Genomic DNA, 25089 nt, shown 5'->3' with positions numbered 1-25089 from the left:
CCACCGCTGTGACCCCAACCCAGCCCACCAGACAGGACGCACCCGCCCCGGCTCCCAGCCCGAGGGCGGGTGCCCGCCGTGGGACAAGAACCCCCGCCCGCCGTCGTCTACTCACCGCTACAGTCCTCATCCTGGGGCTGGTGCTAGCATCAGTCGCCTCCCTGGCTTTCGGTACCCGGCAGATCGACCCAGCCACCGTGCTCAGCTTTATCGGCAGCTCTGTGAGCGGAACAGATGCTAGCCACACCGGGGCTTCCGAGGCCGAAGCGGCCGTTCTGACCCAAAGGTCAGTGCGGACCCTCTGGGCGCTGGTGGTCGGCGCCGCCCTGGGGCTAGCCGGTGCCGGCCTACAAGGAATTACCCGCAACCCCCTCGGAGACCCAGCCATCCTGGGTATCAACGCCGGGGCAGCCTTCGCCGTGGTGGCCGGAATCAGCTTCTTCGCGGCAGACTCAACCACCGTCTTCGCCCTCTACGCTTTTGCAGGAGCTATAGCCTCCGCTATCGCCGTATACGCACTGGCCTCCATCGGCAGTGGGGGAGCGACCCCCATTAAACTAGCCCTCATGGGGGCGGCCCTGACCGCCGGACTCGGCTCAGGCACCAGCGCCATGATCCTCACCAACCAAAACACCCTCGACGATTTACGCCGCTGGCAGATTGGATCAGTTGCCGGTGCGACCATGGAAGACCTATTCCCCGCCGGTTTACTGTTGGCCCTTGGCGCAGTCATTGTACTCACCGGGGCCAAGACCATTAACAGCTTTGCCCTCGGCGACGACATGGCAGCCTCCTTGGGGGAGAACGTTGCAGCCCGCCGACTCGTCCTGACCGCCGGCGTTACCCTGCTCGTCGGCACCGCCGTTGCCCTCACCGGCCCCATCGGCTTTCTCGGCCTCATGGCCCCGCACGCCATGCGGGCCCTCGTCGGCGCTGACTATCGCTACCTGCTTCCCCTGTCCGCCCTCACCGGGGCAGTCCTCCTGACCGTCGCAGACACGGTCGGCCGAGTCATCCTGCCCCCCCAAGAAATGCAGGTAGGCGTCATGATGGTGGCCCTGGGCGTTCCCGTCTTTATTTACCTAGTACGACGAGGCAAGGCGGTCAATCTCTAATGACGTTCCGCTCAACTTCCCCGCAGGCCGAGCCCCCCATCTGCCTGGCCTCTGCCCGGGCAACCGGCTCCCCCCTGCCCCGGCAGGCATCTGAGGCCGCCCTCAACACGGTCGGGAAGGTGCGGAAGGACGCCCGCCGCCGGCCCCTCCTGGCCACCGCAGCCCTCCTGCTAGGGCTGGTAGCGGCTATTGCCGTGAGAGTCCTGCTGGGCTCCTACACCGTCACAATCCCTGATTTCTTCACCATCCTGTCCGGCGGCACTCTTGACCATGCCCGGGGTGCCACCTACATTGTGATGGAAGAAAAGCTACCGCGGGCCGTCCTCGGTGCCCTGGCAGGAGCCTGCTTTGGCCTAGGAGGCGCAATCTTCCAGCTCCTCTTGCGTAACCCAATAGCCAGCCCCGACATCATCGGTGTCTCCAACGGCGCTGCCCTAGGAGCAGTCATCGGCATTGTCTTCCTGGGCCTGGGCGGCCTGCCACTGACCCTGCTGGCTATTCTGGTTGCCCTGGCTGTTGCCGTCCTTATCCTGGGTCTATCCGCTGGAGATTCTGGTGCCGGCAACCGCTTCATCCTGGTCGGCCTAGGAATCTCAGCGCTCTCAGGGGCATTCATCCAGTACGTCCTCTCCCGGGTATCGACCAGCAACGCCCAGACCCTGACCCACTGGCTGGCCGGATCCCTGTCCACCGCCAACTGGACCCGCATCAGCCTGCTGGCTATCTGCTTTGCCCTCCTGGTGCTCCCCCTACTGGTCTGGTGGCGGCCCCTGCACGCCACAGCAGTCGGGGAAGAACTGGCCCGGGGGCTCGGCGTGCCTACCGGCCTGGTCCGCACCGGCTTCATCGCCCTCGGGGTGCTACTGGTTGCCGTGGCCACCGCCGCCACAGGCCCCCTAGCCTTCATCGCCTTTATGGCCGGACCCATTGCCCGGGCCGCCACCGGGGGCAGCCACAGCCTCATCAACGCCGCCCTCGTCGGCGCCATCGTCGTCATCGTCGCTGATTTTATCGGCTCCAATGCCATACCCGGGGTAAACCTGCCCGCAGGCGTCCTCACCGGTGCTTTCGGGGCCCCCGCCCTCATCTGGCTCCTCGCCCGAACCTCCGAAGGGAAAACTTCATGAAAACAGTAACCGCCCGATCCCTCACCGTCGAGCAGGTACGCCTGGGCTATGGGGAGACCGTTATCGTGCCTGAGCTCTCCCTGGAGTTCCCCACCGGAAAAATGACCGCCATTATCGGCCCCAACGGCTGCGGAAAATCCACCCTCCTGCGCGGTATCGCCCGCCTGCTCAAACCAGCATCGGGCAAAATCCTCCTGGACGGCCGCCCCGTCGGCTCCTACGGGGGCAAGGAATTTGCCCGGATGGTTGGCCTGCTCCCGCAAAGCCCCATTGCCCCCGAAGGTATTACGGTAGCCGACCTGGTAGCCCGCGGCCGCTACCCCTACCAGGGGCTCTTCAGAGGCTCCTCCAAGGAGGACGACGCGGCAGTTGCCCGCGCCCTGGAAGCTACCCACACCCTGTCCCTAGCTGACCGCCAGGTCACCGAACTATCCGGCGGCCAGCGCCAGCGCGTCTGGATCGCTATGGCCCTGGCCCAAGAAACAGACGTCCTGCTGCTGGATGAACCCACAACCTACCTCGACCTCGCCCACCAGGTTGAGCTACTAGACTTACTGGCAGCAATCAACGAAGAACGAGGTACCACTATGATCCTGGTGCTGCACGAACTCAACCTCGCCGCCCGCATTGCCCACCACCTCGTGGCCATGAAGGACGGCGCCGTTGCCGCTGCAGGAGATGCCGGGCAGGTGCTAACCTCCAAGAACCTGCACACCATTTTTGGCTTGCGGGCCTCCGTCGCCGACCCTCTAGGCGACGGTTCCACCGTTGTGGTTCCCCATACCCGGGCGTCCATGGACCGGGAGCTACTTCTTGGCTAAAACAACCCGCCGCGAGGTCTCCCGGTCTATCAACCAGTACGGGGTCTTTCCCGTTACCGTCTCCCGTATCCAGCAGCTGAGCCCCCACTTCGTCAGAATCTCCCTTACCGGCCGCTCCCTGCTTCACGCCGCCGAACCCATCGCAGACGGCACCGGCCGGGTCTTTGACGCTTACATTAAACTCCTGGTGCCCCCGCCTGGGGCCAGCGGCCCGACCATGATCGAACTCGACGACTCCTGGCGCCAACGCTGGTTCGCCGCCCCCGCTTACGAACGAGGCCACATGCGGACCTACACGGTGCGCCACTCCCGGCTCGTACCCTCCGTTGGCTTTGACGAAACCCCCCTCCTGGGTATGTTCCCCGCAGCAGCAGCTGACCTTACCCCCTTGGAGAGGCCCCTACCGGCTGGCGTCCAACCTGAAATCGATATCGACTTCGTGCTCCACGGGCCAGCCGACAGCTTAGATACCGGGAAGGCAGGAGAGTCGACCGGGCCAGGATCCACCTGGGCAGCCACAGCCCAGATCGGCCAGCAGGTCTCCATCCTGGCCCCCCTCTACGGCTCTAGCCTCTGGAGCTCCTGGAATCCCGGCGCCGCCCACCGCCTGCTCCTCTTGGGGGACGAAACTGCAGCCCCAGCCGTCCTCTCAATCCTGCGCTCTCTACCGGCCGGGGCCCGGGGCACCGCCATTCTCGAAACCCCGGACGACGATGACCTCACTACCTGGGCTGAGGTGAAGGACGCCGCCGCCCGCCTACCCGAACTCACCCTGCGTTGGGCCGCCCGCCCGCCTGGCCACAGCCGGGGGGAAGCCCTCATCGCTCACCTGCGACAAACATGCGGCGTGGGGGCTGGCTGCGAGACCGCCCTGGAGTTCGTCGCCTCAGACGAAATCGTCTGGCAGCTCGCCGAAAACCCCCAAGGCAGCTATGTTTTCATCGCGGGGGAATCATCCCTCATCAAAACCCTGCGTCGGATCTGCGTCAACGAAGCGAAAATCCCTAAACACAACATCTCCTTCATGGGCTACTGGAAAGCCGGCCAAGCCGAAAGCTGAGATAGGCCTGCTCACAATGTGTACACAAGGGCCAGGACACTTCTGCAGATGAGGGCGCTCGCGGTAGGTTAGAAAACGTGAAAACACTGCTGAATACCGAAGAACCTATCCGCTACGTTGCCCTCGGCGATTCCTTCACCGAAGGCGTCGGCGACGACGCCCCAACCCGCCCCAACGGCGTCCGCGGCTGGGCCGACCGCGTCGCCGAACAGTTCATGCTCGCCGACCCCGCCGCAAGCTACGCCAACCTGGCTATCCGGGGCCGGCTGCTTGGGCCCATCATTGACGAACAACTTGAACCAGCTCTCGCCCTCAAACCCAACCTGGTCTCCCTTATCGGCGGTGGCAATGACTCCCTGCGCCCCGGATTCGACGTCGATGCCCTGGCCAGCCGCTACGATGCAGCCTTCAAAACCCTGCGTGATGAAGGGATCGAAGTCTTCACCATGACGGGCTTTGACCCCGGCCCTAAGGGCTTCTTCAGCGGGAACCGGGCTAGAGTTGCCCTCTTCAACGAAATCCTGCGCGAAGTGGCAGATAACCGTGGCGTGACCATCGTCGACTATTGGCGGATGCACGAACTCCTTGATCTGCGGTACTGGGCCCCCGACCGACTGCACATGAACGCTGCCGGCCACACCCTCGTTGCCCGCCGGGTTCTTGAAACCCTCAGTGCTGAAAATGTACAGATTGGGGATCCCAGTGTGCCCGATGCCGAACAGAAAACCCGGGTTCAAGAGGCTCTGGATAACGCCAAATGGGCGCGTGAATTCGTTGTTCCCTGGATTGGACGACGGCTGCGCGGCACCAGCTCCGGGGACGGAATCAGCCCCAAATACCCCCAGCTGACCCGTTTTGACACCCTTGAGGAAGACTAAGCAAAGCCGGTGAAAGTGGCTTTAACAGGTTCTGGAGCAGTTTAAAAGTCTTAAGCTGTTAAAGTCACACTTAAGATTACACGTGTGTAATTTACGGTTGAGGCGGGGGTGGTCGGTGGGTTGATCCACCCTGCTTTCGGCTCAAAAACCCCGGAAATAAGCGCCCGGTGACTTGCGGAAAGTTAAAAAACCGGTAGAATTGATAGAGGTTCAAACGCAACCGTAGAACCAGAAAAACAAGCTTGCGCACACCGGAGCAGGTAGAACCCGCACCGGCGGACGCAAGCTTTTTACTGGCCTAACAGGTTGCGTGGTATCCCGTAATTACCTAGACTTTAAGGCTGTTCGTAGTGGTGGCAACACCTCTCGTACACCTCAAGCTTCACCGTTTTTCCCGCGGCGGGGATTCCTATCGGCCTCTCACCCGATAGTGGATCTCAAACACTCTAGCCTTGGAGAATAACCCGGTGCTCTACCTATAGGTGACGGGACGCCCATTGCTGATTGCTCCCTTCCAAGAGCAAACGCCAACTGCGTACCGTCATTTCGTCAACAATTGGAGGAGAAAACTATGGCAGCTGTCTGCCAGGTGACCGGAGCTGTTCCCGGCTTTGGACACAGCATCTCGCACTCGCATCGCCGCAACAAGCGTCGTTTCGATCCTAACGTCCAGAAGAAGAAGTACTACGTACCCTCACTTCGTCGCAACGTAACCCTGAACGTCTCTGCAAAGGGCATCAAGGTTATTGACGCTCGTGGTATCGACGCAGTAGTAGCTGACATCCTTGCACGCGGAGAGAAGATCTAAATATGGCATCAAAGGCTAAGGACCTACGTCCTATCATCAAGCTCAAGTCCACTGCGGGCACCGGCTACACTTACGTCACCCGTAAGAACCGCCGCAACAACCCCGATCGTATGGTTCTCAAGAAGTACGATCCCGTTGTCCGTAAGCACGTTGACTTCCGAGAGGAGCGCTAAACCATGGCGAAGAAGTCCAAGATCGCTCGTAACGAGCAGCGCAAGGTCATCGTAGCCCGCTACGCTGAAAAGCGCCTGGAACTCAAGAAGACCCTGATCGACGAAAATGCAACCCCCGAGGAGCGCGAAGCCGCTCGCGTAGGTCTGCAGAAGCTGCCCCGCAACGCTTCACCCGTCCGCGTCCGCAACCGTGACCAGATCGACGGTCGCCCCCGCGGTACCTTCCAGAAGTTCGGTATCTCACGCGTCCGTTTCCGTGAGATGGCACACCGTGGCGAACTGCCCGGCGTCACCAAGTCTTCCTGGTAATCTGCAACTGATGTGGGTAGCCTTGTCAACAGGGCTAACCCCCAGTCGCAATTTTGTGAAAGTCTCAGAAGGAGCATTCAATGGCTAAGAACCGTAGCGAACTCGTCGCAGAGGTTGCAGAGAAGGCCGGCACCAGCCAGGCTGCAGTGAACGGCGTTCTCGACGCCCTCTTCCAGGTCTTCGAAGCATCTGTTGCTAAGGGCGAGAAGATCACCATCCCCGGCTGGATGGCAATTGAGCGCACTAACCGTGCAGCTCGCACCGGTCGCAACCCCCAGACCGGCGAAACCATTCAGATTCCCGCGGGCCACGGCGTCAAGCTGACCGCAGGTTCAAAGCTGAAGGCAGCAGTCTCCAACAAGAAGTAATTCTTGAACAGACTTCAAAGGGCCACCTCGAAAGAGGTGGCCCTTTTGCTATGCCTACTGCAGGGGTAAAAGTCTGGACTTAGTCCCAAAAGTAGGTGCTGAGATACCTGCAGACGGGACTAAGTACCTACAGGCGGAGGGCTATGAGATAATGGGCAGGGCCACATAACCCAGGAGTCCCCACCACAGTCCAGGAAGGAGAGGGAGCTATGAACCAGCGCAGCCGCAACCTAGCCCGCGCCTGGATGATCGCTACCTCAGCCACCGGTCTCGGTGTAGCCTCCCACCTCCTGGGAGGAGGGCACCTGCCGCACCCCCTCGTCCTGGCCCTAGCCACAGCCCTGGCAGCCCTCATCACCCTGGGCATGACCAAATTGAAACTGCCCCGGCTGAGCCTGGGGGCGGGCGTCCTCACCGGCCAGGGACTCTTGCATATTCTCTACAGCTACGGCCACCCCGTCAGCCTCCCATCAGGCCACCGAGGCCACCTGCACGGAGAACTAGCCACAAGCCTTCAGGCCGTGAGCCTAGACGGCCATAGCTACGGCGTCGGCATGTGGTTAGCCCACGGCCTAGCTTCTGTAATCACCTATGCCTTGCTGGCCTACGGCGAAGAACTGGCCCATGCGCTCAAGGCCCTGCTCAGCTACGCCCGCAGGCTCCTGGAGGTCCCCAGCCTCCCCGTCCTCGAACCGGGCCGAAAGGTCCGGGGAGTAGGGGGAGTGCTCAGGATACTTGCAGACACTCTCACCCGGGGAACCCGCACCAGCCGTGGGCCCCCGTCCCACCTTGCATACAGATAACCCGTAGCAACCGCTACTGGGTCACCCTACCCTGCAAGGAAAAACTCATGACTCAGGCACAAGCCTTTAAAACCCTGGCCGCAACCGGCCTACTCCTGGCGGGCGTCCTCGCCCCCGCCGCTGCCCATGACGAACTCGTCAGCAGCTACCCCGCCGACGGCGACACCATGGCCGTTGGGGTTGACGAAATCAGCATGACCTACTCCGGCAACATTATGGACGTTGACGGGGCCAACCAGGTCGTCGTTACCAATGCCGCCGGTGAAAACGTCACCGAAGAAACCCCGGACATCGAGGGCCAAACCGTCAGCCAGGACCTTTCTTCTGCCGCCCTTGAACCCGGCACCTACACCGTGACCTGGCGCGTTGTATCGTCAGACGGTCACCCGATTCAGGGGACCTTTGCTTACACGGTAGGGGAGGGGCAGGACGCTGCCACCTCTGCCAGCTCAACTGAGGCCAGCGCCGCTGCCAGCTCAACTGAGGCCAGCGGCGCTGCGGCAACGACTGAAGCCAGCGAAACAGCCCCGGCAAGCGAAAGCCCGGCTGCTACCGACCCCGTCACCCAGGCTGCAACAGGCCTTAGCCTGCCCGTCAAACTGCTCATCCTGGTCGGTGGTTTGGCCACCCTCGGTCTAGTTGCCACCGTACTGCTGAAGGCCCGCAAGAAATAAGGACGGCCCGCAGGCCCGCCCGTCCGGGCGGAGATAGTCTGCGCCCTCTTGTGACCCACCATTAATCATGGCCTGCACCGACGCAGGCCCCACCCGAAAGACTTTTACCATGTCATCTAAGAAATACATGACCCTCAGTGCCATCGCTGCTATCGCTACCTTCACCCTGGCCGCCTGCGGCGGAGGGACCAATGAGGCCTCCCATACTGCACATGAAACCGCAGCAGCAAGTAGCTCTGCAGCAAGTAGCGCCCCTGCCAGTTCCGCACCTAGCGCTAGCGCCTCATCAGATAGCCAGGTAGCCCTCACCGTCCAGGAAGCCTGGGTCAAGGCCGCAAGTAGCAACATGACGGCTGCTTTTGCGACCATCACCAACGACAGTGACCAGGCCATCACCATCGAAGGAGCAGCCGCTACCGCCGCAGGCATGGTTGAACTCCATACCACCGAAATTGACGCCACCACCGGAACCTCCACCATGAAGAAGGTAGAGGGTGGCTTCACCATCGAACCCGGAGCCAGCCTCGAACTGGCACCCGGTGGTGACCACATCATGCTCATGGATATGCAGTGCGCCCTCGTTGCAGGTAGCACCGCCGTCATCACCCTGACCACCAGTGCAGGCGACCTCAGCTTTGAGGCCGTTGTCCGTGACTACCAGGGTGCCCAGGAGGAATACGCCCCCGGTGAGCACAGCGGCCATGAAACCATGAGCAGCCACGAAGGGCACGCAACCGAAGCTGCGGTTCTGCCCCAGTGCGCCTAGAAAGATAGATGAGCATGAGTAGCTCCTTCGACGAAGACCTCGAACACGCCCTCAGCGGCGCCCAAGAGCCCCAAGGCAAGAAGGCCGAGAGGCACCTTCACCAGGCCCAGGGGCCAGAAGCCTCCGCTGGGCAGGGAAGTAGCCGCCGGGCCGTCCTGACCGCCGGTATCGCAGGTGCCGGTCTCGGCGTTGCCGCCACCTTGGCAAGCCAATATGCCGCCCAGGCTATTGAAGAGGGACAGGAAAAAGCCCCCGAGGACCCTCCGCTTGAAGGGGCTACCGTGCCCTTTTACGGCCAGCGACAAGCCGGGGTGGACACCCCCGCCCCGGCCCATGCCAGCTTCATTGCTGTCAACCTCAACAGCGAAATTGGGCGGGAGGGTATCGCCCGCCTACTGCGGGTTTTGACGGACGACGCCGCCCGCCTCACCCAGGGCCGGGCAACCCTCACCGACCAGGAAGCCGAACTGGCAACCGTCGCTGCCAACCTCACGGTAACGTTTGGTTTTGGCCCACGAATCTTCGACATCGTGGCGCCAGAGAAAAAACCCTCCTGGCTCAAACCCCTGCCAGCTTTCGACCAGATAGACCAGCTCCAACCCGAATGGAACGACGGCGACCTCCTCATTCAACTGTGCGCCGACGACCCCATGACAATCGCCCACGCCCAGCGGGTACTCCTGAAAAATGTGAGAACCTTCGGCCGGGTGCACTGGGTCCAAAACGGATTCCGCCGGGCCTACGGCAGCGAACGTCCGGGCCAGACCGTCCGCAACCTCTTTGGCCAAATCGACGGAACCATCAACCCGGCTGCTGAGGACGGCAGCATGGACTCCATGGTCTGGGGTAACCACGAAGAGCTCACCCCCTGGGAGCCGGGCGGGACCTCCCTTGTAATCCGCCGTATCCACATGAACCTTGATACCTGGGACCAGGCTGACCGGCCCGCCCGTGAGGACGCCGTCGGCCGCAAACTCTCCAACGGTGCCCCCCTCACCGGCCAGGAAGAAAGGGACCCTGCTGACCTCTCTGCCACCAATGAGCTCGGGTTCACCGTCATCGCCCCCTACGCCCACATCAGGCGGGCAGCTGCAACCACCAGGGTTGAAAGAATCCTGCGCCGAGGTTACAGCTATGACCTGCCAGTTGCCGATGCCTCGGGGTTCTCAGAACACCGGCAGATTAGCGGGGGCGTGAGCAGGTCCGGTCTGATCTTTTGCTCCTACCAGGCAGACCCGGTAAAGCAGTTCCTCCCCATTCAGCAGCGCCTAGCCGAGCTGGACATGCTCAACACCTGGACGGTGCCTATCGGGTCAGCAGTCTTTGCTATTCCCGCCGGCTGCAGTGAGGGCGGCTTCGTGGGGCAAGGCCTCTTCCAGTAAATAGCTCATACTGCATACACACTAATCACAATGAGAAAAATGGTTGAAAAGATGGCAGAACAGCACAGTGGATCCCCGGCAGGGGCACACCAAAAAAGCCAGGTCGCCCACCGGGGAATTGGCCGCACCTGGATCTGGGCCTTCCCCCTTTCTGCAGCGATTGCCCTCATCGTCAGCCTCTGGCTCACCGGCGCCAACGCCGGAACCACCCTGGCCGACGCCGGCCCGATCGTCCGCTGGGGCTTGCCCCTTGCCGAGACCCTCCAGAACTTCTCCATGGCCACCACCATGGGGGCCCTCATCTTTGCCATCGGGCTTGTCCCCAGGTTCCTCGACTCAGCCCGAGGCAGGGTCAGCATCAACATGGCCCACGCCACCAGCTCCGACCAGCGGGCCAAAAACCACCGCCGAACCGAACACCCTGCCTTCACCGCCGTCCTCAACCTAGCCGCCGCTGCGGCCGTGACCTGGACTGTTGCCGCCATCGCCGTCCTGATCTTGAGCTACGCGGACATCACCGGCCGGGTGCCCTCTTCCGGCGCAGACTACACCGGCGAACTCATCAGCTACATCAGCACCATCGACTCAGGTAAACAGGAAGCCACCAACATCATCGTCGCGGCAACCGTCGCCACCCTCGCCCTGGGCGTCCGCTCCCTCACCGGCCTGCTCCTCACCCTGGGGCTATCCCTGGTATCCCTCGTCGCAATGGCTCTGGGCGGCCACTCCTCCGGTGGAGACGACCACATGGGAGCCGTCAACTCCCTGGGCCTGCACCTGCTTGGCGTCGTGCTCTGGTGCGGTGGGCTACTGACCCTCATCTTTATCTCGCGGGCCATCAGCGCGAAGGACGCCGGTAGCGGCACCCTGCCAGAAACCCGCCGGGGGGAACACACAGCCTCAAGCCGCAGGGCCCCCCTAGCTGTCGTCGTCCTCCGCCGCTATTCAACCCTGGCCCTCTTTGGCTTCGTCCTGGTGGTGCTCTCAGGTAGCATCAACGCTTTTGTCCGCCTCAACAACCTTGGGGAACTCTTCACCACTACCTACGGCGGGTTGGTTCTGGCTAAACTCAGCCTGACCCTGCTGCTGGGCATCTTCGGCGCCCTCCACCGCCTGCGCCTGATCCCGCTCATGGAAACCGGCCTCATCAGCGCCGGTAAGGGCCTCTGGTCAGCCATTATCGCTGAAATCATCATCATGGGGGCGACAAGCGGCCTTGCCGTCTCCCTCAGCCGCACCGCCCCGCCAGCCCCCCAGACCCTGCCCGAGGGGGCCGAACCCGTCCGAATCATCACCCTCTACGACATGCCACCAGAACCCCACGTCGTTGAATGGTTCACCCAGTGGCGCTTCGACTGGTTCTGGGTTGCCTTCATCAGCTTCGTCGCCTTCGCCTACCTCTGGGCCTACATCAAGGTCCGCCGGGCAGGTGGAACCTGGCCCATTGGCCGCCTCATCTCATGGTTCGTGGGCCTGACCGTGCTGCTCTACATCACCTGCGGGGCCCTGACCGTCTACTCCCGGGTGCTCTTCTCAGCCCACATGGTCGAACACATGCTCCTGACCATGGTCTGCCCCATCTTCCTCGTGCTGGGAGCCCCCGTCACCCTGCTCCTTCGCGCCCTCGAACCCCGCCAGGACGGAACCCGCGGCCCCCGCGAATGGATCCTCCGGCTGGTGCACTCGGGCTGGTCAAAATTCATCACCCACCCCATTTTTGCGGCTGTCAACTTCGCCGGATCCATCGTGGTCGTCTACTTCACCCCCCTCTTCGGCTTCATGCTGAACTACCATGTGGGCCACGAATTCATGCTGATCCACTTCCTCATCACCGGCTATATATTCTCGCTGGTGCTCATCGGCATTGACCCGATCCCGCATCGTCCGACCTTCCCCATGCGCCTCATCATGATCATTGCAACCCTGGGCTACCACGCCTTTGTGGGGATTGCGATCATGCAGATGGATACCCTGCTCCAGGCGTCCTGGTTCGGGAACCTGGGCCGCCCCTGGGGCCTATCAGCGATCGATGACCAGAAGCTGGGTGGCTCCCTCATGTGGGCCATCGGCGAGATTCCCACCATGCTCATTGCGGTGGGTGTGGCTGTGCAGTGGTCAATGAACGACAAGAAGGTGCAGCGCCGTATCGACCGGCAGGCCGATCGGGACGGCGACGCTGAGCTCAAGGCCTACAACGACATGTTCGCGGCCCTGGCAGAAAAGGACCAGTCCCGCCGCTAGAGGCCACTGACTGTAGGCACTTCCTCCCATTTGTAGGTAGCTCATCACCTACCGATGGGAGGAAGTACCTACATGCACGGACGGGGGCTACCGGCTCCGGTGCAAGAAGGCACCCGCCAGACTCAGGGCAAGCGCAACAGCACAGGAAATCAGCACCTCAACCCGGTGCTTCTCCGTGATACCCATATACATCAGCAGGGCTACCAGGCCGATGATCAGGAGGTAATTGACCCAGGGCCACCCTGCCAGGCGCAGGGACGCCGGGGCGGGCCGTCCGTCCGGACCAGCCAGAACCCCAACCCCAGGCTCACCCCCTGCTCCAACCCGGCGGAAGCGCAGGTGGGACACCGCCACAATCAGCCACACAAAAATGCCCACGCCACCGGTGGAATTGACCAGTAGAGCAAAGACCTGCTCGGGCATGAAATAGTTGAGCAAGACCGAGGCAAAGCCAATCACAGTTGAGAGGATGATGGCGTTGCGGGGGGCCTTGGTCGAGGAAATACGGGAGAAGCAGGACGGGGCGTCCCCCTGCTCAGCCAGGGCAAAAACCATGCGCGAGGCGGCGTAGAGGCTAGCGTTCAAGCAGGAGAGCAGGGCCGTCAGCACCACAATGTTCATTGCTAAACCAGCGTAAGGAATACCCAGAATCTCAAACATGGTGACGAAGGGGGAGACACCACTGGTCACTGAGGTCCAGGGGATCACCGCTAGGGTGACCGCAATCGAACCGACATAGAAGAAAAGCACCCGGAAAATCACCGACCTCACGGCCTTGGTCACGGCCAGGGCCGGGTTGCTGGATTCGCCTGCGGCAACGGTTGCAATCTCAGCGCCGAACATCGAAAAAATGACCGCCAGCAGGGCCGCAAAGACAGCCCCCACCCCGTGGGCGAAGAAACCGCCCCCGGCCGTGTAGTTGGCCAAGGACGCCGGGGAATTGGGGATCAGGCCAGCCAGGGCAAGGAGGCCCACAGCAATGATGACTACAATCGCCCCGATTTTGATGGAGGAGAACCAGAACTCAGCCTCCCCGTAGGAGCGCACCGACAGCAGGTTCAGGCCCAGGAAGGCCAGCACCATTACCAGGGCAACCAGCCACTGGGGCCAGGCTGGCACCCAGTCAGAAATAATCGCAGCCGCTGCCGTTGCCTCAATGGCAACAGTCACCGACCAAAACCACCAGTAGAGCCAGCCCACCGAGAACCCCGCCCAGCGGCCGATATACCGGCGGGCGTAAACAGAGAAAGACCCTGTCTCCGGGGTGGAAGCGGCCATTTCACCTAGCATCCGCATGACCAGCACCAGCACGGATCCAGCTAGCAGGTAGGTCAGCACCACAGCGGGGCCAGCAGTGGCGATAGCGGTAGATGACGCCACCAGTAGGCCAGCCCCGATCGCCCCACCCATGGCAATCATCGAGAGGTGCCGGGGCTGCAGGGTACGGGCCAGACGAGGCGATGAAGACTCAGCCAAAGAGTCAAGAGACGGCTCAGAGCCAGGAGTATGAAGATGGTTCACAGACGTAGCTTTCTTCGGATTCCCCGGTGTCGGGACATTTACCCCAACCAGGAAGGTCCAAAAATATTCCCAGGCGAGGGGGCCCTAGCGGGGCAGGTGCCGAGAACAATACTAACTGTTACGCACTGTTACGCCCCATGTAACGCGCAGGGGCGGGCGTCTCAACAGTGAAGCAAGAAATGGCAGGGGCCCACCGAGACAGCTAGGCTTGACCTGAAAGAAAACCAACACAGAAAAGGTAAAACCATGGCAGAAAATGCAGCCGCACGCCAGACCAAAGTCCGCGCCTCAGAACTCGTTGGCCGAGGCTGGCTCAACACCGGTGACAAGCAGCTTTCCCTCGAAAGCCTGCGCGGGAAAATCGTCATCCTGGACTTCTGGACCTTCTGCTGCATGAACTGCCTGCACGTACTGGACGAACTGCGCCCCCTGGAAGAGGAGTTCTCTGATGTGCTGGTCACCGTGGGCGTGCACTCACCCAAGTTCGAGCACGAGGCTGACCCGGTGGCGCTCGCTGCTGCCGTGGACCGCTACGACATCACCCACCCCGTCCTGGATGACCCCAACCTGGACACCTGGAACGCCTATACCGCCCGTGCCTGGCCCACCCTGGTTGTGGTGGATCCCGAGGGCTACATTGTCGCCCACCTCTCCGGTGAGGGCCACGTTAAGGGCCTGACTTCCCTGGTACGCGAACTGGTCGAAGAGCACGAAGCCAAGGGCACCCTGCACCGTGGCGACGGCCCCTATGTGCCCCGCCCCAAGCCCCAGGGCACCTTTGCCTTCCCTGGCAAGGCCCTGGCCCTACCAGAGGACCTGGCAGGACGGGCCGGCACCTACCTGGTCACCGACACTGCCCGCCACCGCCTGGTCCAGGTTGAGAACGACCTCGAAACCCCCCTGGCTAGCTTCGGTGGCCCCGAGAAGGGCTATGAGGACGGCGACGCCGCCACCGCCCGCTTCAATGAACCGCAGGGCCTGGCCCTGGTTCCTGCCGAGTTGCGCGAGAGCCTGGGGGCGGACGTCCTCATCGCCGATTCTGTGAATCACCGTATTCGCGGCCTGCGCCTGGCCGACGGAACCGTCACCACCCTGGCCGGCTCCGGCGTCCAGCGCCTGATCGACGGGGATACCGCCCGCACCGACCCCAACTTTATTGCTGAAGGCGCTGACCCCCTCACCGTTGCCCTCTCGTCCCCCTGGGACCTGGTCTACTCCCGTGAAGCTGCCGCCTTCCTCATCGCCATGGCAGGCACCCACCAGATCTTTAGCTTTGACCCGGTCACCGGCCAGCTGGCCGTTTTCGCAGGTACCGGCGCTGAAGGGCTGAAGGACGGCGCGGCCGCCGACTCCTGGTTCGCCCAGTCCTCCGGCATTATTGAAGCCCGCGACGGCTCTATCTGGGTGGCTGACTCCGAAACCTCAGCCCTGCGCCAAATCACCTTTGAGAACGGTGCAGCTACCGTCAGCTCCGCTGTGGGCATCGGCCTCTTCGACTTCGGCTTTGTGGACGGCACCTACGAGGACGCCCGCATGCAGCACTGCCTGGGCCTCACCGAACTGCCCGACGGCTCCATTGCCATTGCCGACACCTACAACGGCGCTATCCGCCGCTTTGACCCGGCAACCGGCACCCTGGGCACCCTGGACCGCGGCTTTGCCGAGCCCTCTGACCTGCTGGTGGAAGAGACCGAGGACGGCGGTGCCCGCCTGATCGTGGTGGAAGCCAACGCCCACCAGCTGGTGCGCGTGGCTATTCCCGAGGCTATGCAGCACGTGGACGAGGGGGCCTCCCAGGTCACCCGCAAACCTACTGAAATCGCAGGCGGAACCCTCAACTTCACCGCCCGCTTCACCGCCCCCACCGGCCAGAAACTGGATACCCGCTGGGGAGATCCCACCCAGCTCAAGATTTCCTCCACCCCCGAAAACTTCATCCTTGAAGGAGCCGGTACCTCCCAGGGCCTGACCCGCCAGCTGGTGCTCAACCCTGAGATTACCGAGGCCGTCCTGCACATCACCGCCCGCGCTGCCGCCTGCGACGGCGAACCCGGTGGAGAGATTCCCGACCACGCAGCTTGCCACCTCTACCAGCAGGACTGGGGCCTGCCCGTCGTCGTCACCGCCACCGGTGACAGCGACCTCGCCCTGGACCTGCGCGGCGTCAACTAGGCTGCCCTAAGAATGAGCTGGCCCGCCCCGGTAACTCCGGGGCGGGCCAGTGTATTTGAAGGGGCAGGACGCCTAGGAGGCGGCCTTGAAGGTGACCGCTTCGTCGGTGGCGGTGAGGGAGCCGGTCACTGTAAAAGGAATCTTCTGGACAAACTGCTTCTTCTTGCCGGTAAAAAGGTCGAGCTCAGTAAAGGATATCTGGGCTATGCCCTGGGCCGGGGCCAGGGTCCACTTGCCCTTCGTGAGGGATACCTCCACCTCGGGGTACTGGGAGATTTCCCAGGTCACCCCACCGTCAACCCGGCCGTCAAAGGCAAGCTCAAAGGGACAGGCAGTGGGGTAGAGCGAATCCTGGGTGGCACAGGAACTCAGGTAGGTATTGACCTGCTGCTGGATTGAAGCAACAGCCGCCTCAGACGGCTGCAGCTCCAGAGTGAGCTGGGGAGTCTCACCGGTGCTAGAGGTGACCGAAACGCTGTCAGACACGGCAGAAAAGAGGGCCGACTCGTAGGTGAGGGTATAGAGGCCCGGGTAGAACACCGCAAAGGTCCCCTCACCCTGGGTCAGGGGCACCTTAGCCCCGTTGAGGGTCGCAGCAGTGACCGCCCCGGAATGGACCTCAAGCAGGGGTAGTTCAAGCGGCACCAGGTGCCACTGGTCAAATACGCCCCAGTGGGAACCTACCTTCTGGGCCTCAAAGACAGTAGATCCGGGCTCCCCGGCCAAATCATAGGTGACGGTCACCCGGGCTGACTCACCGTCGTCCCCAATGTCAACCTGCGAGGTCTCCAGGTTCTTCAGCTGGGCAAAAGAGGCCTTCAAAGCATCCCCGTTGAGCATGGCAGCTGAGGCGTCAGGGGCTTCTACCCCCAAAATGCCCAGGGCCTTTGAGCCGTCCCCCTCCCGGACCGCAGAAAAATAAGCCCGCACCTGACCGTCCGGCCCATAGACAAACCGGTTAATCAGGCCTAAAGCTACCAGGGCAATTGCCACAGCCAGGGCAACCCCTATCAACCAGCGGGCTAAAACACGATCAACAGAAGAAGAAAAACGCACCCCTTAAATGTAGCTCACACAAGCACTTGCCCCACCTAGCTGCCCCTGTCTGCCTCCTGCCCGCTACAGTAGAAGAATGGCAGAAAACGCGCACCAAGTACCCAAGCACTACGGGGAACCCACCACTGTTTATCACCCCCGCATCCACTCCTACCACCGGCGCGTCCTCGCCGTCCTTCCCAGCCTGCTGCTGGCCCTGGCCTGCATTGGCTTCATGGGCTACAAGCGGCCCACCCCCCTGGTGATGGTCGCTCTGGCTCTGGTCGCTGTCTTTGCAATCTGCTCTATCTACGGCACCTTGCGCCCCCATATCGTCGTTAAAACCGACACCCATGTGTTGCGCGGCCGCCTCTACGGCTGGCAGGCGGTGCCCCTTGCCTCCTTTGCCCAGACGGTGCTGGTTGAGCGGCTGACCCCCAAACAGGCCTCCGGCAAGGAGCTTAAGGGGGCTGCCGCCCTGCGTTACAAGGGGGTTCCTGCCCTCTTTGGGGTTGACGGTCAGGGCAAACGGATTTTCCGCCTGGACGGCCGGATCTGGGACGCTAAAACCCTGCGCTCTATCGCTACCTCGATAGCCCCCCAGACCACGGTCTACACCAGCATCAACGTGGTGCAGATGAACAAGCAGCACCCCGGGCTGGTGACCTTCAACGAGCTGCACCCCGGCTGGAAGTCAGCAACCCTGGGAGCTATCTCAGCAATCTTCCTTGTGGCCTTGGTCATCGCAGCCTTCCTGCCTGATGACACCTTGCGCCAGCTTCACATCCTTTAAAGTGGAAACCCCCTCTCCGTCCCAGCTGGGGCAGGTAGGGGGTTTCCTGTATTCACTCGCCAGCAGGCAAGCGGTAGAACCAGGTTTTTGTGGTGCCGACGAAATGGGCCCAGCAGCCGGCCAGCAGGGCCAGGGGGAGGGCCCAGGTTAGGAAATTGAGAGCCGCGAAGCTATCGGCCAGCCAGACATACCACCCCAGGGCCAGTCCGTACAGGGCCAGGCCAAGGACCGCCCAATTCAGGTGCGGGGTGTAGCTCGTTACCGCCGACCGCCAGGTATTCGCTAGGTGGAAAAGAACGAAAAATAGGGCTGGAATGAGGGCGTAGGCGTTGAAAACATCAGCAAAAAGGGCGGGGTCGCGAGGGGAAGTACCCCAGAGGCCAGCGTAGGCGAGCACCGGCAGGGAGGTCAGAATGAGAGTAGCAGGGGCAAGGGCGACGGCGACGAAGCCCAGTAGGTATTTTGAGTTGGATGATAGCTTGTCTGACCTGGTGATCCGGCGGGACTGGGGCCTTTGAGGGGTATGGGGTGCGGGAGTGTGGGCCATGCAGAATCACTCCTTGGGGTTGGTGGGGAGGGTACCTGGCGCACAGGAGTATTATCAGTAATCTTACTATTTGTGTCTGGGTTGTGGCAAGGGTAGGTTTACGGTGCGGGGGCCTAGGCAAGGAGGTGGGGTAGAAGGGCCAGGACGCCTCCCCGGTAGGTTACGGCCCCGTAGAGGGCGGCGGCAGCGCAGGCTACTAAAAAGGTGTTTCGTACCAGGGTGCGCCAGGATAAGGGGGCGGAGGAGAGATCCCCAAAACACTGGCAGGGTTCGGTAGCCCCCAGGGCTAGGGCCCGGGCAACTACCAGCCAAAAGGCCAGCATGAGGGCCAGGGTAGCTGCCGCCCCCACAAGGGCTAACGTCCCAGAAGCGAGGAGCAAAACCCCGGCCAGGGTGAGCTCCACCCAGGGGAGCAGGCGGGCCACCCACCTGACCGGCACGAAGGAATGCAGGCGCAGGGCAACGAGGGCCGCCACCGTCGTATGCGGCTGACGGGCCTTAGCTACCCCGCTCACCAGCAGGGTGAGGGCCAGCACCAAGCCCCCGCTCAAGGCCAAGTAGACCAAGCCGCACCCCTTCCGTCCTGAAAAAACTGATACTCCCCAAGCCTAACCCCTCCTGGCCCCCTCAGCCCTAGTGCGGGGGCAGGAGAGGCGGGCAAGGACGGGGCCAGGCTAGTACACGGCCTCAATACCCGCACCACCGGGGTCACCTGCGGTATTTTGGAAGGGTGCTATTTTCTGATCAGGACATCCGCAAAGACCTAGCGGCAGGCCGCATTCAGCTCGAACCCTACGACGAGGCAATGATCCAGCCAGCCTCCGTCGACGTGCGACTCGACCGCTTCTTCCGTCTCTTCGACAACCACAAGTACCCCCACATTGACCCCTCCCAGGAGCAAAAAGACCTCACCCGCCTGGTTGAAGTTGCCCCCGATGAGCCCTTCATCCTGCACCCTGGCGAGTTCGTGCTCGGGGCTACCTACGAGAAGGTCACCCTGCCCAACGATGTGGCCGCCCGCCTCGAAGGTAAGTCATCTCTAGGACGTTTGGGCTTGCTCACCCATTCCACGGCAGGGTTTATTGACCCCGGCTTTTCTGGGCACGTCACCCTCGAACTCTCTAATATGGCGACCCTGCCGATTATGCTCTGGCCCGGGTCTAAGGTCGGCCAGCTCTGCTTCTTCAAGCTCACCAGCCCCGTCGAAAACGCCTACGGTACCGGCCCCTACGGCAACCGCTACCAGGGCCAGCGCGGCCCCACCGCCTCCCGCAGCTACCTGAACTTCCACCGCACCGAGATTCCCGTGAGCGACCACTAGAGGCAGATACAGGAATGCCCCCGCACGAAGCGGGGGCATTGTCTTACTCAGCTGAGGGGTTGCGAATCGGCAGAATCAGGAGCAGGCCTGCCAGAAGCACCAGGATGATCCCGAGGATCCCCCAAACCTGGCTACCCATTTGAGTGACGAACAGGCCGAAGAGGGCCGGGGCCAGGAAGCTGGCTGCGCGTCCCGTCGTCGAGTAGAGGCCATAAATTTCGCCCTCCTGGCCTTCCTCTACCAGGCGCCCAAGGTAGGAGCGGGCAGCGGACTGGGCTGGCCCGACGAATGTGCAGAGGGTCAGGCCGCATACCCAGAACATGGTGGTGGACGGCCAGATAAGCAGGGGGAGGGCTGTGAGAATCAGGGCGGTGAGAGAGGTGACGATGACGCTCTTGGGGCCGAAACGGTCGTCAAACCAGCCGCCGACCATGGCACCAAGGCCCGCTACAATATTGCCGAAAATCGCGAAGATAATGACCTGGTTGGTGCTGAAGCCAAAAGCGCCAGCGGCGAGCACACCACCGAAGGTAAAGATGCCATTGAGGCCGTCGCGGAAAACCGCAGACGAAACGAGGAAGTAGAGGGTGGTGGGCGCTTCGCGGCGCAGACGGCGGACGGTTGCAAAGAGCTCCTTGTAGGAATCCAGGAAACTGCCGGTGGCAGCCTGGGCCCGGACGGTCTGGGGCATAGACCGCATCTGCAGAAGCAGGGGCAGGGAAAAGACCAGGCCCCAGGCAGCGCAAAAGACGGCAACGGCCCGGATATTGAGGGAGTCCTCTTCGGTAATTCCCAGGAGGCCGGGGCTGATGAAGCCGACCAGCACCAGGCCAAGGGCAACAATTCCGCCGAAGTAGCCAGCTGCCCAGCCGAGGCCGCTGGCCTTACCGATGGTATCTCGGGTGGAGATAGTGGGCAGAATGGCGTTGTAGTTGACGACGGCAAACTCGTTGACCAGGTTGCCAGCTGCCAGCAGGGCCACACCCAAGATGAGGTAGTCGGGGGAGGGGGCCACAAAGAAACAAAGGGCCATGATGAGCACCAGGAGCAGGCTATTGACCGTCAGCCAGAGACGGCGGCGGCCACTGGCATCTGCCCGCTGGCCAGAAACCGGGGCGAGGAGGGCAATCAAAATACCTGCGATAGTCAAACCGAAGGAGAGGGTGCCGGTGGTGTGTACGGTATCGCCGAAGGCTTCGCTGGTGAGATAGACGGCAAAGACGAAGGTCGTCATAATCGCCTGGAAGCTGGCGTTGCCGACGTCCCACAGGGCCCACGAAATTAGGGTGGATCGGGAGGCCGGCTCCCGCCGTGTGGACGGGGTGGCAGCGTCCTTCAATGTTGTGCTCATGCCTGCAATGTTACCGGCCAGGTGAACCATCGCCCCTGCCGAATGGCAAGATAACAAGAAAAAAGTGCAGGATTCCACCAAATAAGAGGTGGATTCCTGCACCTGGTGGGGCTGTCTAGGCCCGGGGGCTTCGAAGCGGTTAGACCTCGGCCTGGCTGCCGCGCTTACCCAGGGCCTTAGCCTCAACCTTGTACTGGGCGCGGGTGATGGACACCTTGATGATGGTGCCAACCAGGCCGGTAATCAGGGACCAGAGGATGATGTCGCGCCAGCGCTCATCATCTTCAGGGTTGTTAGCCGGGGGCTGGTTGCCGGTGATCTTGGTCCAGCTTGCAGAGAGGACCTTGTTGGCCAGGGCCACGCCGCCGAGTGAAGCGGCAGTGCCTACGATCTTGATGAGGGGGTTGCTCATAACCTTCCCTTTCCATACGAATGGGAGCCCCTGTCTGGGGCGCTCTTACCCCCAATGCTATCAGTGCTGTGTACTTGTGGGGGATAGGACGCGGCTCCCCACGTGGCCTGGGCCCCGAAAGGGCCCTGCCTGCCCCTTTCCTTTTGCCCGGTGACCTGCCTATACTAGTGTGGCCCGTGTAACGCGGGCGGCAGGGGAATACCTGCCACGACAGGGGAGCACCCACCGGTGCTGAGAGTGCACAAGCAGACCCTCGAACCTGATCCGGTTAGTACCGGCGCTAGGGAGTCGAAAACTTTCAAAAGCCCAGCCGTCTCACCCCGGCCGTCCTGCCCCAAGAGCAGGGAGCCGGAGGGGAGGCGAGGGCCTGTGCATGCCCCCTTTGTATATAAATTCAAAGGAAGGCTTTTCATGTCTACACCCAAAAAAACCGCGCTGACCTGGCGCGTCAATGACATTGTTGTTGCATCCGTGCTGGCTGTTGCCTGCGCTATCCTCTTCTGGTTCTGGAACATCGTCGGCTACAAGGCCACTACGGCGGCCCTGGCTCTGGCCCCCGAATACGCCTCCCTCATGGGCGGCACCTGGCTGCTGGCGGGCGTCCTGGGCGGCCTGATTATTCGCAAGCCCGGCGCTGCCCTCTACACCGAGCTACTTGCCGCAATTATTTCTATGCTCATGGGCAGCGACTACGGCTGGCAGATTATCCTTTCAGGCATTATCCAGGGAATCGGCGCTGAACTGGTCTTCGCCCTCTTCCTCTACAAGCTCTGGAACCTGCCCCTTGCCCTGCTCGCAGGTGCCGTCTCCGGCGCCTTTATGAGCGTCTCAGAACTCATCATCTACTACGCCGGTGTCTTTGAGGGCAGCAAGGCCATCACCTACGCTATCGGCGGCGTCATCTCCGGCACCCTGCTAGCTGGCCTTGTCGCCTGGCTACTCACCCGCGCCCTCCTCGCCACAGGCGTTTTGGATTCCCTGGCTTCGGGCCGGGCGCGCTCGCGGGCAGTAGCCCGGGGCTAGGGCCGATGAGCGTGAGGCAGATTCAGGACGCTGGCGGGGCCCGGCTGGTTGCCCAGGACTTCGGCTGGCACCACCCCGGCCGGGTCCGGGCGGCCTTTACCGGGGTGAACTTTGACATTACCCCCGGCCAGAAGGTCCTGCTGGTTGGGCCCTCCGGATCGGGCAAATCCACCCTGCTCCATGCCCTAGGCGGGCTCCTTGAGGACGCGGACGGCCAGTCCCAGCTGGGCACCCTCACCATCAACGGCCACGACGCCGCTGAAAGCCGGGGCGTCTGCGGCCTCATGCAGCAGGATCCCGAAAGCTCCATCGTCCTGGCCCGCGTCGGCGACGATACCGCCTTTGGCCCCGAAAACCTGGCCGTCCCCGCTGACGGAATCTGGGGCCGCGTCCGGTCTGCCCTGGAAGCTGTGGGCCTGGCCCACCTGCCCCTAGAACACTCCACCAGTGCCCTATCTGGCGGGCAAAAGCAACGCCTGGGTCTGGCTGGAATCCTGGCCATGCACCCCGGCGCCCTGCTCCTGGACGAACCCACCGCCAACCTGGATCCCGCAGGTGTCTGCGAGGTGCGGGACTCTGTGCTGGCAGCCGCCCAGGCCACCGGGGCAACCCTGGTAGTGATTGAGCACCGCATTGAGGTGTGGGCCCAGCACATGGACCGGATTATCGTCCTGGGGCGGGGTAAGGATGGCGCCACCACCGTCACCCACGACGGGCCGCCTACCAGCGTCCTCACTTCAGCCCGCTCCGAACTCATCTCAGGGGGCGTGTGGGTCCCCGGCTACCTGCCCCACCTGCCAGCGACCGGGCAGGACCATACCCCCACCGGTGGCCAGCCCCTGCTCGAAGCCCGCGACCTCACCATCACCCGTACCGCCCCCACCCGCCGCCAGCGCAAGGAAAGACGCCAGGCGCTGGCTGCCGGGGGGAGTCCCGTCCTTGACCTACCTGCTGTAGCTAGCGGCATTGACCTCACCCTGCATACCGGTGAGCACCTGGCCCTGACGGGTGGCAACGGCAGCGGCAAATCGACCCTGGCCCTCACCCTGGCCGGGCTCCTCACCCCTGCCGCCGGTCAGGTCTACGCCCACCCCACCCTCACCGGGGCAGGAACCCTGGGCAGTGACCCCGCCACCTGGCCCGCTGCCGAACTGGCCGACCGGATCGGCTACGTCTTCCAGGACCCCGAACAGCAGTTCATCGCCGCCACCGTCCGCGCCGAACTCGAATTCGGCCCCCGCCACCTGGCCAAAACCCGCAAAACCCCGCTTGACGAAACAGAACTCACCCAGCGCGTCGACACCCTCCTGGCCAAACTCCACCTCACCCACCTGGCCGAGGCCAATCCCTTCACCCTCTCCGGCGGAGAAAAACGACGTCTTTCGGTTGCAACCGCTCTAGCCACCGAACCTGCTATCTTGGTGCTTGATGAACCCACCTTCGGCCAGGACGCCACCACCTGGGGGGAACTGGTTACCCTCATCAAAGACCTGCTGAGTGCCGGAACCTCCGTCATCTCAGTCACCCACGACACCGACTACATTGCAGCCCTCGGCGGTGCCACCTACCGTTTAGGAGACCGCCCGTGAACCCTGATTTCTTCGCCCCGACCCCGGCTCACACCAGCCGAATCGGCCGCCTCTCAGCAGGGAGCAAACTCCTGGCAACCCTGGTGCTCTCCCTGGGGCTTGTCCTGATCCGCGACTGGGTAAGTGCCGCAACCATTCTCACCCTGCAACTGGCCCTCTTCTTTGCCTGGGGCCTCAACCCCCTGACCCTGCTGGCCCGTTTCTGGCCCCTGCTGATCGGCACCCTTCTGACCGGTTGGTCGACCTCCCTCATTGCTGACAAAACCGGTGACACCCTGCTCCAGGTCGGCTTCATCTGGGTCACCACCGACTCAGCAACTACCGGTATCGCCCTCATGATCCGAAGCCTGGCCCTGATCCTGCCCGGTATCCTGCTCATCACCACCACCGATCCCACCGACATCGCCGACGCCCTCGCCCAGACCGCCAAACTTCCGGCCCGCTTCGTCCTGGCCGCCCTGGCTGCTCTGCGCCTGGTGACCCTCATGATGAGCGAATGGGCCACCCTGGGCCAGGCCCGCCGCGCCCGCGGCCTGGGTTCCAGCGACAGTCTGCTGCGACAACTCAAGACAGTCACCGGCCAGGGATTCGCCCTCGTCGTCCAATCCATCCGCCGCGGCACCCGCCTGGCCACCACCATGGAAGCCCGCGGCTTCGGCGCAGGGGCCCGCACCTGGGCCCGCACCCCCGTCTACGGCAAGGACGACCTCTACTTCCTCCTGATCTGCCTGGGAATCCTGCTTGCCGGATACGGCACCGCCGCCTTCACCGGGACGCTCACCTGGGTTTGGATGTAGGGT

At 62.5% G+C, this 25089-nt stretch carries 26 protein-coding genes and 1 riboswitch; of the genes, 20 read left to right on the top strand and 6 right to left on the bottom strand.

Features of this window, described 5'->3' with window-relative positions; translation table 11 throughout:
- Nucleotides 1-8: 8 nt before the first annotated feature.
- The 14 genes from ACMXX3_RS09700 (at nucleotide 9) to ACMXX3_RS09635 (ending at nucleotide 12525) form a co-directional block, all read left to right on the top strand.
- Nucleotides 9-1115 carry a FecCD family ABC transporter permease gene (locus ACMXX3_RS09700; RefSeq protein WP_421084505.1) on the top strand — a complete coding sequence of 369 codons (1107 nt, stop codon included), beginning with the start codon at nucleotides 9-11 and terminating at the stop codon, nucleotides 1113-1115.
- The gene (locus ACMXX3_RS09695) at nucleotides 1115-2242 is read left to right on the top strand and encodes a FecCD family ABC transporter permease (RefSeq protein WP_421084504.1); all 1128 of its coding nucleotides are present in this window, start codon (nucleotides 1115-1117) and stop codon (nucleotides 2240-2242) included. Before ACMXX3_RS09700 ends, ACMXX3_RS09695 begins: the two co-directional genes overlap by 1 nt.
- The gene (locus ACMXX3_RS09690) at nucleotides 2239-3063 is read left to right on the top strand and encodes an ABC transporter ATP-binding protein (RefSeq protein WP_421084503.1); all 825 of its coding nucleotides are present in this window, start codon (nucleotides 2239-2241) and stop codon (nucleotides 3061-3063) included. The genes ACMXX3_RS09695 and ACMXX3_RS09690 overlap by 4 nt, the downstream gene beginning before the upstream one ends.
- Nucleotides 3056-4123, top strand: coding sequence for a siderophore-interacting protein (locus ACMXX3_RS09685; protein WP_421084502.1), 1068 nt, complete (start codon nucleotides 3056-3058; stop codon nucleotides 4121-4123). The genes ACMXX3_RS09690 and ACMXX3_RS09685 overlap by 8 nt, the downstream gene beginning before the upstream one ends.
- A gap of 77 nt (nucleotides 4124-4200) precedes the next feature.
- A complete protein-coding gene (locus tag ACMXX3_RS09680) occupies nucleotides 4201-5001 on the top strand; it encodes an SGNH/GDSL hydrolase family protein (RefSeq protein WP_421084501.1) in 801 nt (266 codons plus the stop codon).
- A 571-nt stretch (nucleotides 5002-5572) separates the two neighbouring features.
- Nucleotides 5573-5809, top strand: a complete 237-nt coding sequence (rpmB, locus tag ACMXX3_RS09675) for a 50S ribosomal protein L28 (protein ID WP_083090534.1) — start codon at nucleotides 5573-5575, stop codon at nucleotides 5807-5809.
- A 2-nt stretch (nucleotides 5810-5811) separates the two neighbouring features.
- Nucleotides 5812-5982 carry a 50S ribosomal protein L33 gene (rpmG, locus tag ACMXX3_RS09670; RefSeq protein ID WP_004005967.1) on the top strand — a complete coding sequence of 57 codons (171 nt, stop codon included), beginning with the start codon at nucleotides 5812-5814 and terminating at the stop codon, nucleotides 5980-5982.
- Nucleotides 5983-5985: 3 nt separating this feature from the next.
- The gene (gene rpsN, locus ACMXX3_RS09665) at nucleotides 5986-6291 is read left to right on the top strand and encodes a 30S ribosomal protein S14 (protein WP_237189500.1); all 306 of its coding nucleotides are present in this window, start codon (nucleotides 5986-5988) and stop codon (nucleotides 6289-6291) included.
- 80 nt (nucleotides 6292-6371) lie between these two features.
- Complete coding sequence (locus ACMXX3_RS09660; protein ID WP_421084500.1) at nucleotides 6372-6659, top strand: HU family DNA-binding protein; 288 nt, start codon at nucleotides 6372-6374, stop codon at nucleotides 6657-6659.
- Nucleotides 6660-6868: 209 nt separating this feature from the next.
- Nucleotides 6869-7462 carry a hypothetical protein gene (locus tag ACMXX3_RS09655; RefSeq protein ID WP_421084499.1) on the top strand — a complete coding sequence of 198 codons (594 nt, stop codon included), beginning with the start codon at nucleotides 6869-6871 and terminating at the stop codon, nucleotides 7460-7462.
- A gap of 47 nt (nucleotides 7463-7509) precedes the next feature.
- Nucleotides 7510-8136: a copper resistance CopC family protein gene (locus tag ACMXX3_RS09650; RefSeq protein ID WP_421084498.1), complete on the top strand. Its 627-nt coding sequence runs from the start codon at nucleotides 7510-7512 to the stop codon at nucleotides 8134-8136.
- 109 nt (nucleotides 8137-8245) lie between these two features.
- Complete coding sequence (locus ACMXX3_RS09645) at nucleotides 8246-8902, top strand: copper chaperone PCu(A)C (protein ID WP_421084497.1); 657 nt, start codon at nucleotides 8246-8248, stop codon at nucleotides 8900-8902.
- A 14-nt stretch (nucleotides 8903-8916) separates the two neighbouring features.
- Nucleotides 8917-10284: a Dyp-type peroxidase gene (locus tag ACMXX3_RS09640; RefSeq protein ID WP_421084496.1), complete on the top strand. Its 1368-nt coding sequence runs from the start codon at nucleotides 8917-8919 to the stop codon at nucleotides 10282-10284.
- Nucleotides 10285-10323: 39 nt separating this feature from the next.
- The gene (locus tag ACMXX3_RS09635; protein ID WP_421084495.1) at nucleotides 10324-12525 is read left to right on the top strand and encodes a cytochrome c oxidase assembly protein; all 2202 of its coding nucleotides are present in this window, start codon (nucleotides 10324-10326) and stop codon (nucleotides 12523-12525) included.
- Between the two features lie 87 nt (nucleotides 12526-12612).
- Here the strand turns inward: ACMXX3_RS09635 and ACMXX3_RS09630 are convergent, their stop codons facing one another.
- Nucleotides 12613-14046 carry an amino acid permease gene (locus tag ACMXX3_RS09630; RefSeq protein ID WP_421084494.1) on the bottom strand — a complete coding sequence of 478 codons (1434 nt, stop codon included), beginning with the start codon at nucleotides 14044-14046 and terminating at the stop codon, nucleotides 12613-12615.
- A gap of 246 nt (nucleotides 14047-14292) precedes the next feature.
- Between ACMXX3_RS09630 and ACMXX3_RS09625 the strand changes: the two genes are divergently transcribed.
- On the top strand, nucleotides 14293-16218 hold the full coding sequence (locus tag ACMXX3_RS09625; RefSeq protein WP_421084493.1) for an NHL domain-containing thioredoxin family protein: 1926 nt from the start codon (nucleotides 14293-14295) through the stop codon (nucleotides 16216-16218).
- Nucleotides 16219-16290: 72 nt separating this feature from the next.
- Here the strand turns inward: ACMXX3_RS09625 and ACMXX3_RS09620 are convergent, their stop codons facing one another.
- Nucleotides 16291-17274 carry a hypothetical protein gene (locus ACMXX3_RS09620; protein ID WP_421084492.1) on the bottom strand — a complete coding sequence of 328 codons (984 nt, stop codon included), beginning with the start codon at nucleotides 17272-17274 and terminating at the stop codon, nucleotides 16291-16293.
- 76 nt (nucleotides 17275-17350) lie between these two features.
- On the opposite strand from ACMXX3_RS09620, the gene ACMXX3_RS09615 reads away from it, so the two are divergent.
- On the top strand, nucleotides 17351-18046 hold the full coding sequence (locus ACMXX3_RS09615; RefSeq protein ID WP_421084491.1) for a hypothetical protein: 696 nt from the start codon (nucleotides 17351-17353) through the stop codon (nucleotides 18044-18046).
- Nucleotides 18047-18098: 52 nt separating this feature from the next.
- Here ACMXX3_RS09615 and ACMXX3_RS09610 read toward each other — a convergent pair whose 3' ends face one another.
- On the bottom strand, nucleotides 18099-18593 hold the full coding sequence (locus ACMXX3_RS09610; protein WP_421084490.1) for a hypothetical protein: 495 nt from the start codon (nucleotides 18591-18593) through the stop codon (nucleotides 18099-18101).
- A 113-nt stretch (nucleotides 18594-18706) separates the two neighbouring features.
- Complete coding sequence (locus tag ACMXX3_RS09605) at nucleotides 18707-19159, bottom strand: MauE/DoxX family redox-associated membrane protein (RefSeq protein WP_421084489.1); 453 nt, start codon at nucleotides 19157-19159, stop codon at nucleotides 18707-18709.
- A 164-nt stretch (nucleotides 19160-19323) separates the two neighbouring features.
- Between ACMXX3_RS09605 and dcd the strand changes: the two genes are divergently transcribed.
- Nucleotides 19324-19914 (top strand): dCTP deaminase, encoded by a 591-nt coding sequence (dcd, locus tag ACMXX3_RS09600; protein WP_421084488.1) that lies wholly within the window; start codon nucleotides 19324-19326, stop codon nucleotides 19912-19914.
- 43 nt (nucleotides 19915-19957) lie between these two features.
- Here the strand turns inward: dcd and ACMXX3_RS09595 are convergent, their stop codons facing one another.
- A complete protein-coding gene (locus ACMXX3_RS09595) occupies nucleotides 19958-21265 on the bottom strand; it encodes an MFS transporter (protein WP_421084487.1) in 1308 nt (435 codons plus the stop codon).
- Nucleotides 21266-21404: 139 nt separating this feature from the next.
- The gene (locus ACMXX3_RS09590) at nucleotides 21405-21677 is read right to left on the bottom strand and encodes a DUF4235 domain-containing protein (protein ID WP_421084486.1); all 273 of its coding nucleotides are present in this window, start codon (nucleotides 21675-21677) and stop codon (nucleotides 21405-21407) included.
- A gap of 202 nt (nucleotides 21678-21879) precedes the next feature.
- Nucleotides 21880-21981, top strand: a riboswitch (TPP riboswitch).
- 107 nt (nucleotides 21982-22088) lie between these two features.
- Here ACMXX3_RS09590 and ACMXX3_RS09585 point away from each other — a divergent pair.
- From ACMXX3_RS09585 to ACMXX3_RS09575, 3 genes are read left to right on the top strand one after another with little or no spacing between them, the layout of a single operon-like run.
- Nucleotides 22089-22700 carry an ECF transporter S component gene (locus ACMXX3_RS09585; RefSeq protein WP_421084485.1) on the top strand — a complete coding sequence of 204 codons (612 nt, stop codon included), beginning with the start codon at nucleotides 22089-22091 and terminating at the stop codon, nucleotides 22698-22700.
- A gap of 5 nt (nucleotides 22701-22705) precedes the next feature.
- Nucleotides 22706-24289 (top strand): ABC transporter ATP-binding protein, encoded by a 1584-nt coding sequence (locus tag ACMXX3_RS09580; RefSeq protein WP_421084484.1) that lies wholly within the window; start codon nucleotides 22706-22708, stop codon nucleotides 24287-24289.
- Nucleotides 24286-25086, top strand: a complete 801-nt coding sequence (locus tag ACMXX3_RS09575) for an energy-coupling factor transporter transmembrane component T family protein (RefSeq protein ID WP_421084483.1) — start codon at nucleotides 24286-24288, stop codon at nucleotides 25084-25086. The genes ACMXX3_RS09580 and ACMXX3_RS09575 overlap by 4 nt, the downstream gene beginning before the upstream one ends.
- The last annotated feature ends 3 nt before the right edge of the window (nucleotides 25087-25089 follow it).

The sequence above is a fragment of the Rothia nasimurium genome, assembly GCF_049068285.1.
GTDB lineage: Bacteria > Actinomycetota > Actinomycetes > Actinomycetales > Micrococcaceae > Rothia > Rothia nasimurium_I.
The sequence above is the reverse complement of the archived record's forward strand: the minus strand, read 5'-3'. Positions and strand labels throughout refer to the sequence as shown.

Excerpts from the sequence above, each read along its gene's own strand:
- ACMXX3_RS09695 (WP_421084504.1), top strand. The coding sequence starts at position 1,115 with ATGACGTTCCGCTCAACTTCCCCGCAGGCCGAGCCCCCCATCTGCCTG.
- ACMXX3_RS09690 (WP_421084503.1), top strand. The coding sequence starts at position 2,239 with ATGAAAACAGTAACCGCCCGATCCCTCACCGTCGAGCAGGTACGCCTG.
- rpmB (WP_083090534.1), top strand. The coding sequence starts at position 5,573 with ATGGCAGCTGTCTGCCAGGTGACCGGAGCTGTTCCCGGCTTTGGACAC.
- rpmG (WP_004005967.1), top strand. The coding sequence starts at position 5,812 with ATGGCATCAAAGGCTAAGGACCTACGTCCTATCATCAAGCTCAAGTCC.
- rpsN (WP_237189500.1), top strand. The coding sequence starts at position 5,986 with ATGGCGAAGAAGTCCAAGATCGCTCGTAACGAGCAGCGCAAGGTCATC.
- ACMXX3_RS09660 (WP_421084500.1), top strand. The coding sequence starts at position 6,372 with ATGGCTAAGAACCGTAGCGAACTCGTCGCAGAGGTTGCAGAGAAGGCC.
- ACMXX3_RS09655 (WP_421084499.1), top strand. The coding sequence starts at position 6,869 with ATGAACCAGCGCAGCCGCAACCTAGCCCGCGCCTGGATGATCGCTACC.
- ACMXX3_RS09650 (WP_421084498.1), top strand. The coding sequence starts at position 7,510 with ATGACTCAGGCACAAGCCTTTAAAACCCTGGCCGCAACCGGCCTACTC.
- ACMXX3_RS09645 (WP_421084497.1), top strand. The coding sequence starts at position 8,246 with ATGTCATCTAAGAAATACATGACCCTCAGTGCCATCGCTGCTATCGCT.
- ACMXX3_RS09640 (WP_421084496.1), top strand. The coding sequence starts at position 8,917 with ATGAGTAGCTCCTTCGACGAAGACCTCGAACACGCCCTCAGCGGCGCC.
- ACMXX3_RS09635 (WP_421084495.1), top strand. The coding sequence starts at position 10,324 with ATGGTTGAAAAGATGGCAGAACAGCACAGTGGATCCCCGGCAGGGGCA.
- ACMXX3_RS09625 (WP_421084493.1), top strand. The coding sequence starts at position 14,293 with ATGGCAGAAAATGCAGCCGCACGCCAGACCAAAGTCCGCGCCTCAGAA.
- ACMXX3_RS09615 (WP_421084491.1), top strand. The coding sequence starts at position 17,351 with ATGGCAGAAAACGCGCACCAAGTACCCAAGCACTACGGGGAACCCACC.
- ACMXX3_RS09610 (WP_421084490.1), bottom strand. The coding sequence starts at position 18,593 with ATGGCCCACACTCCCGCACCCCATACCCCTCAAAGGCCCCAGTCCCGC.
- ACMXX3_RS09595 (WP_421084487.1), bottom strand. The coding sequence starts at position 21,265 with ATGAGCACAACATTGAAGGACGCTGCCACCCCGTCCACACGGCGGGAG.
- ACMXX3_RS09590 (WP_421084486.1), bottom strand. The coding sequence starts at position 21,677 with ATGAGCAACCCCCTCATCAAGATCGTAGGCACTGCCGCTTCACTCGGC.
- ACMXX3_RS09585 (WP_421084485.1), top strand. The coding sequence starts at position 22,089 with ATGTCTACACCCAAAAAAACCGCGCTGACCTGGCGCGTCAATGACATT.
- ACMXX3_RS09580 (WP_421084484.1), top strand. The coding sequence starts at position 22,706 with ATGAGCGTGAGGCAGATTCAGGACGCTGGCGGGGCCCGGCTGGTTGCC.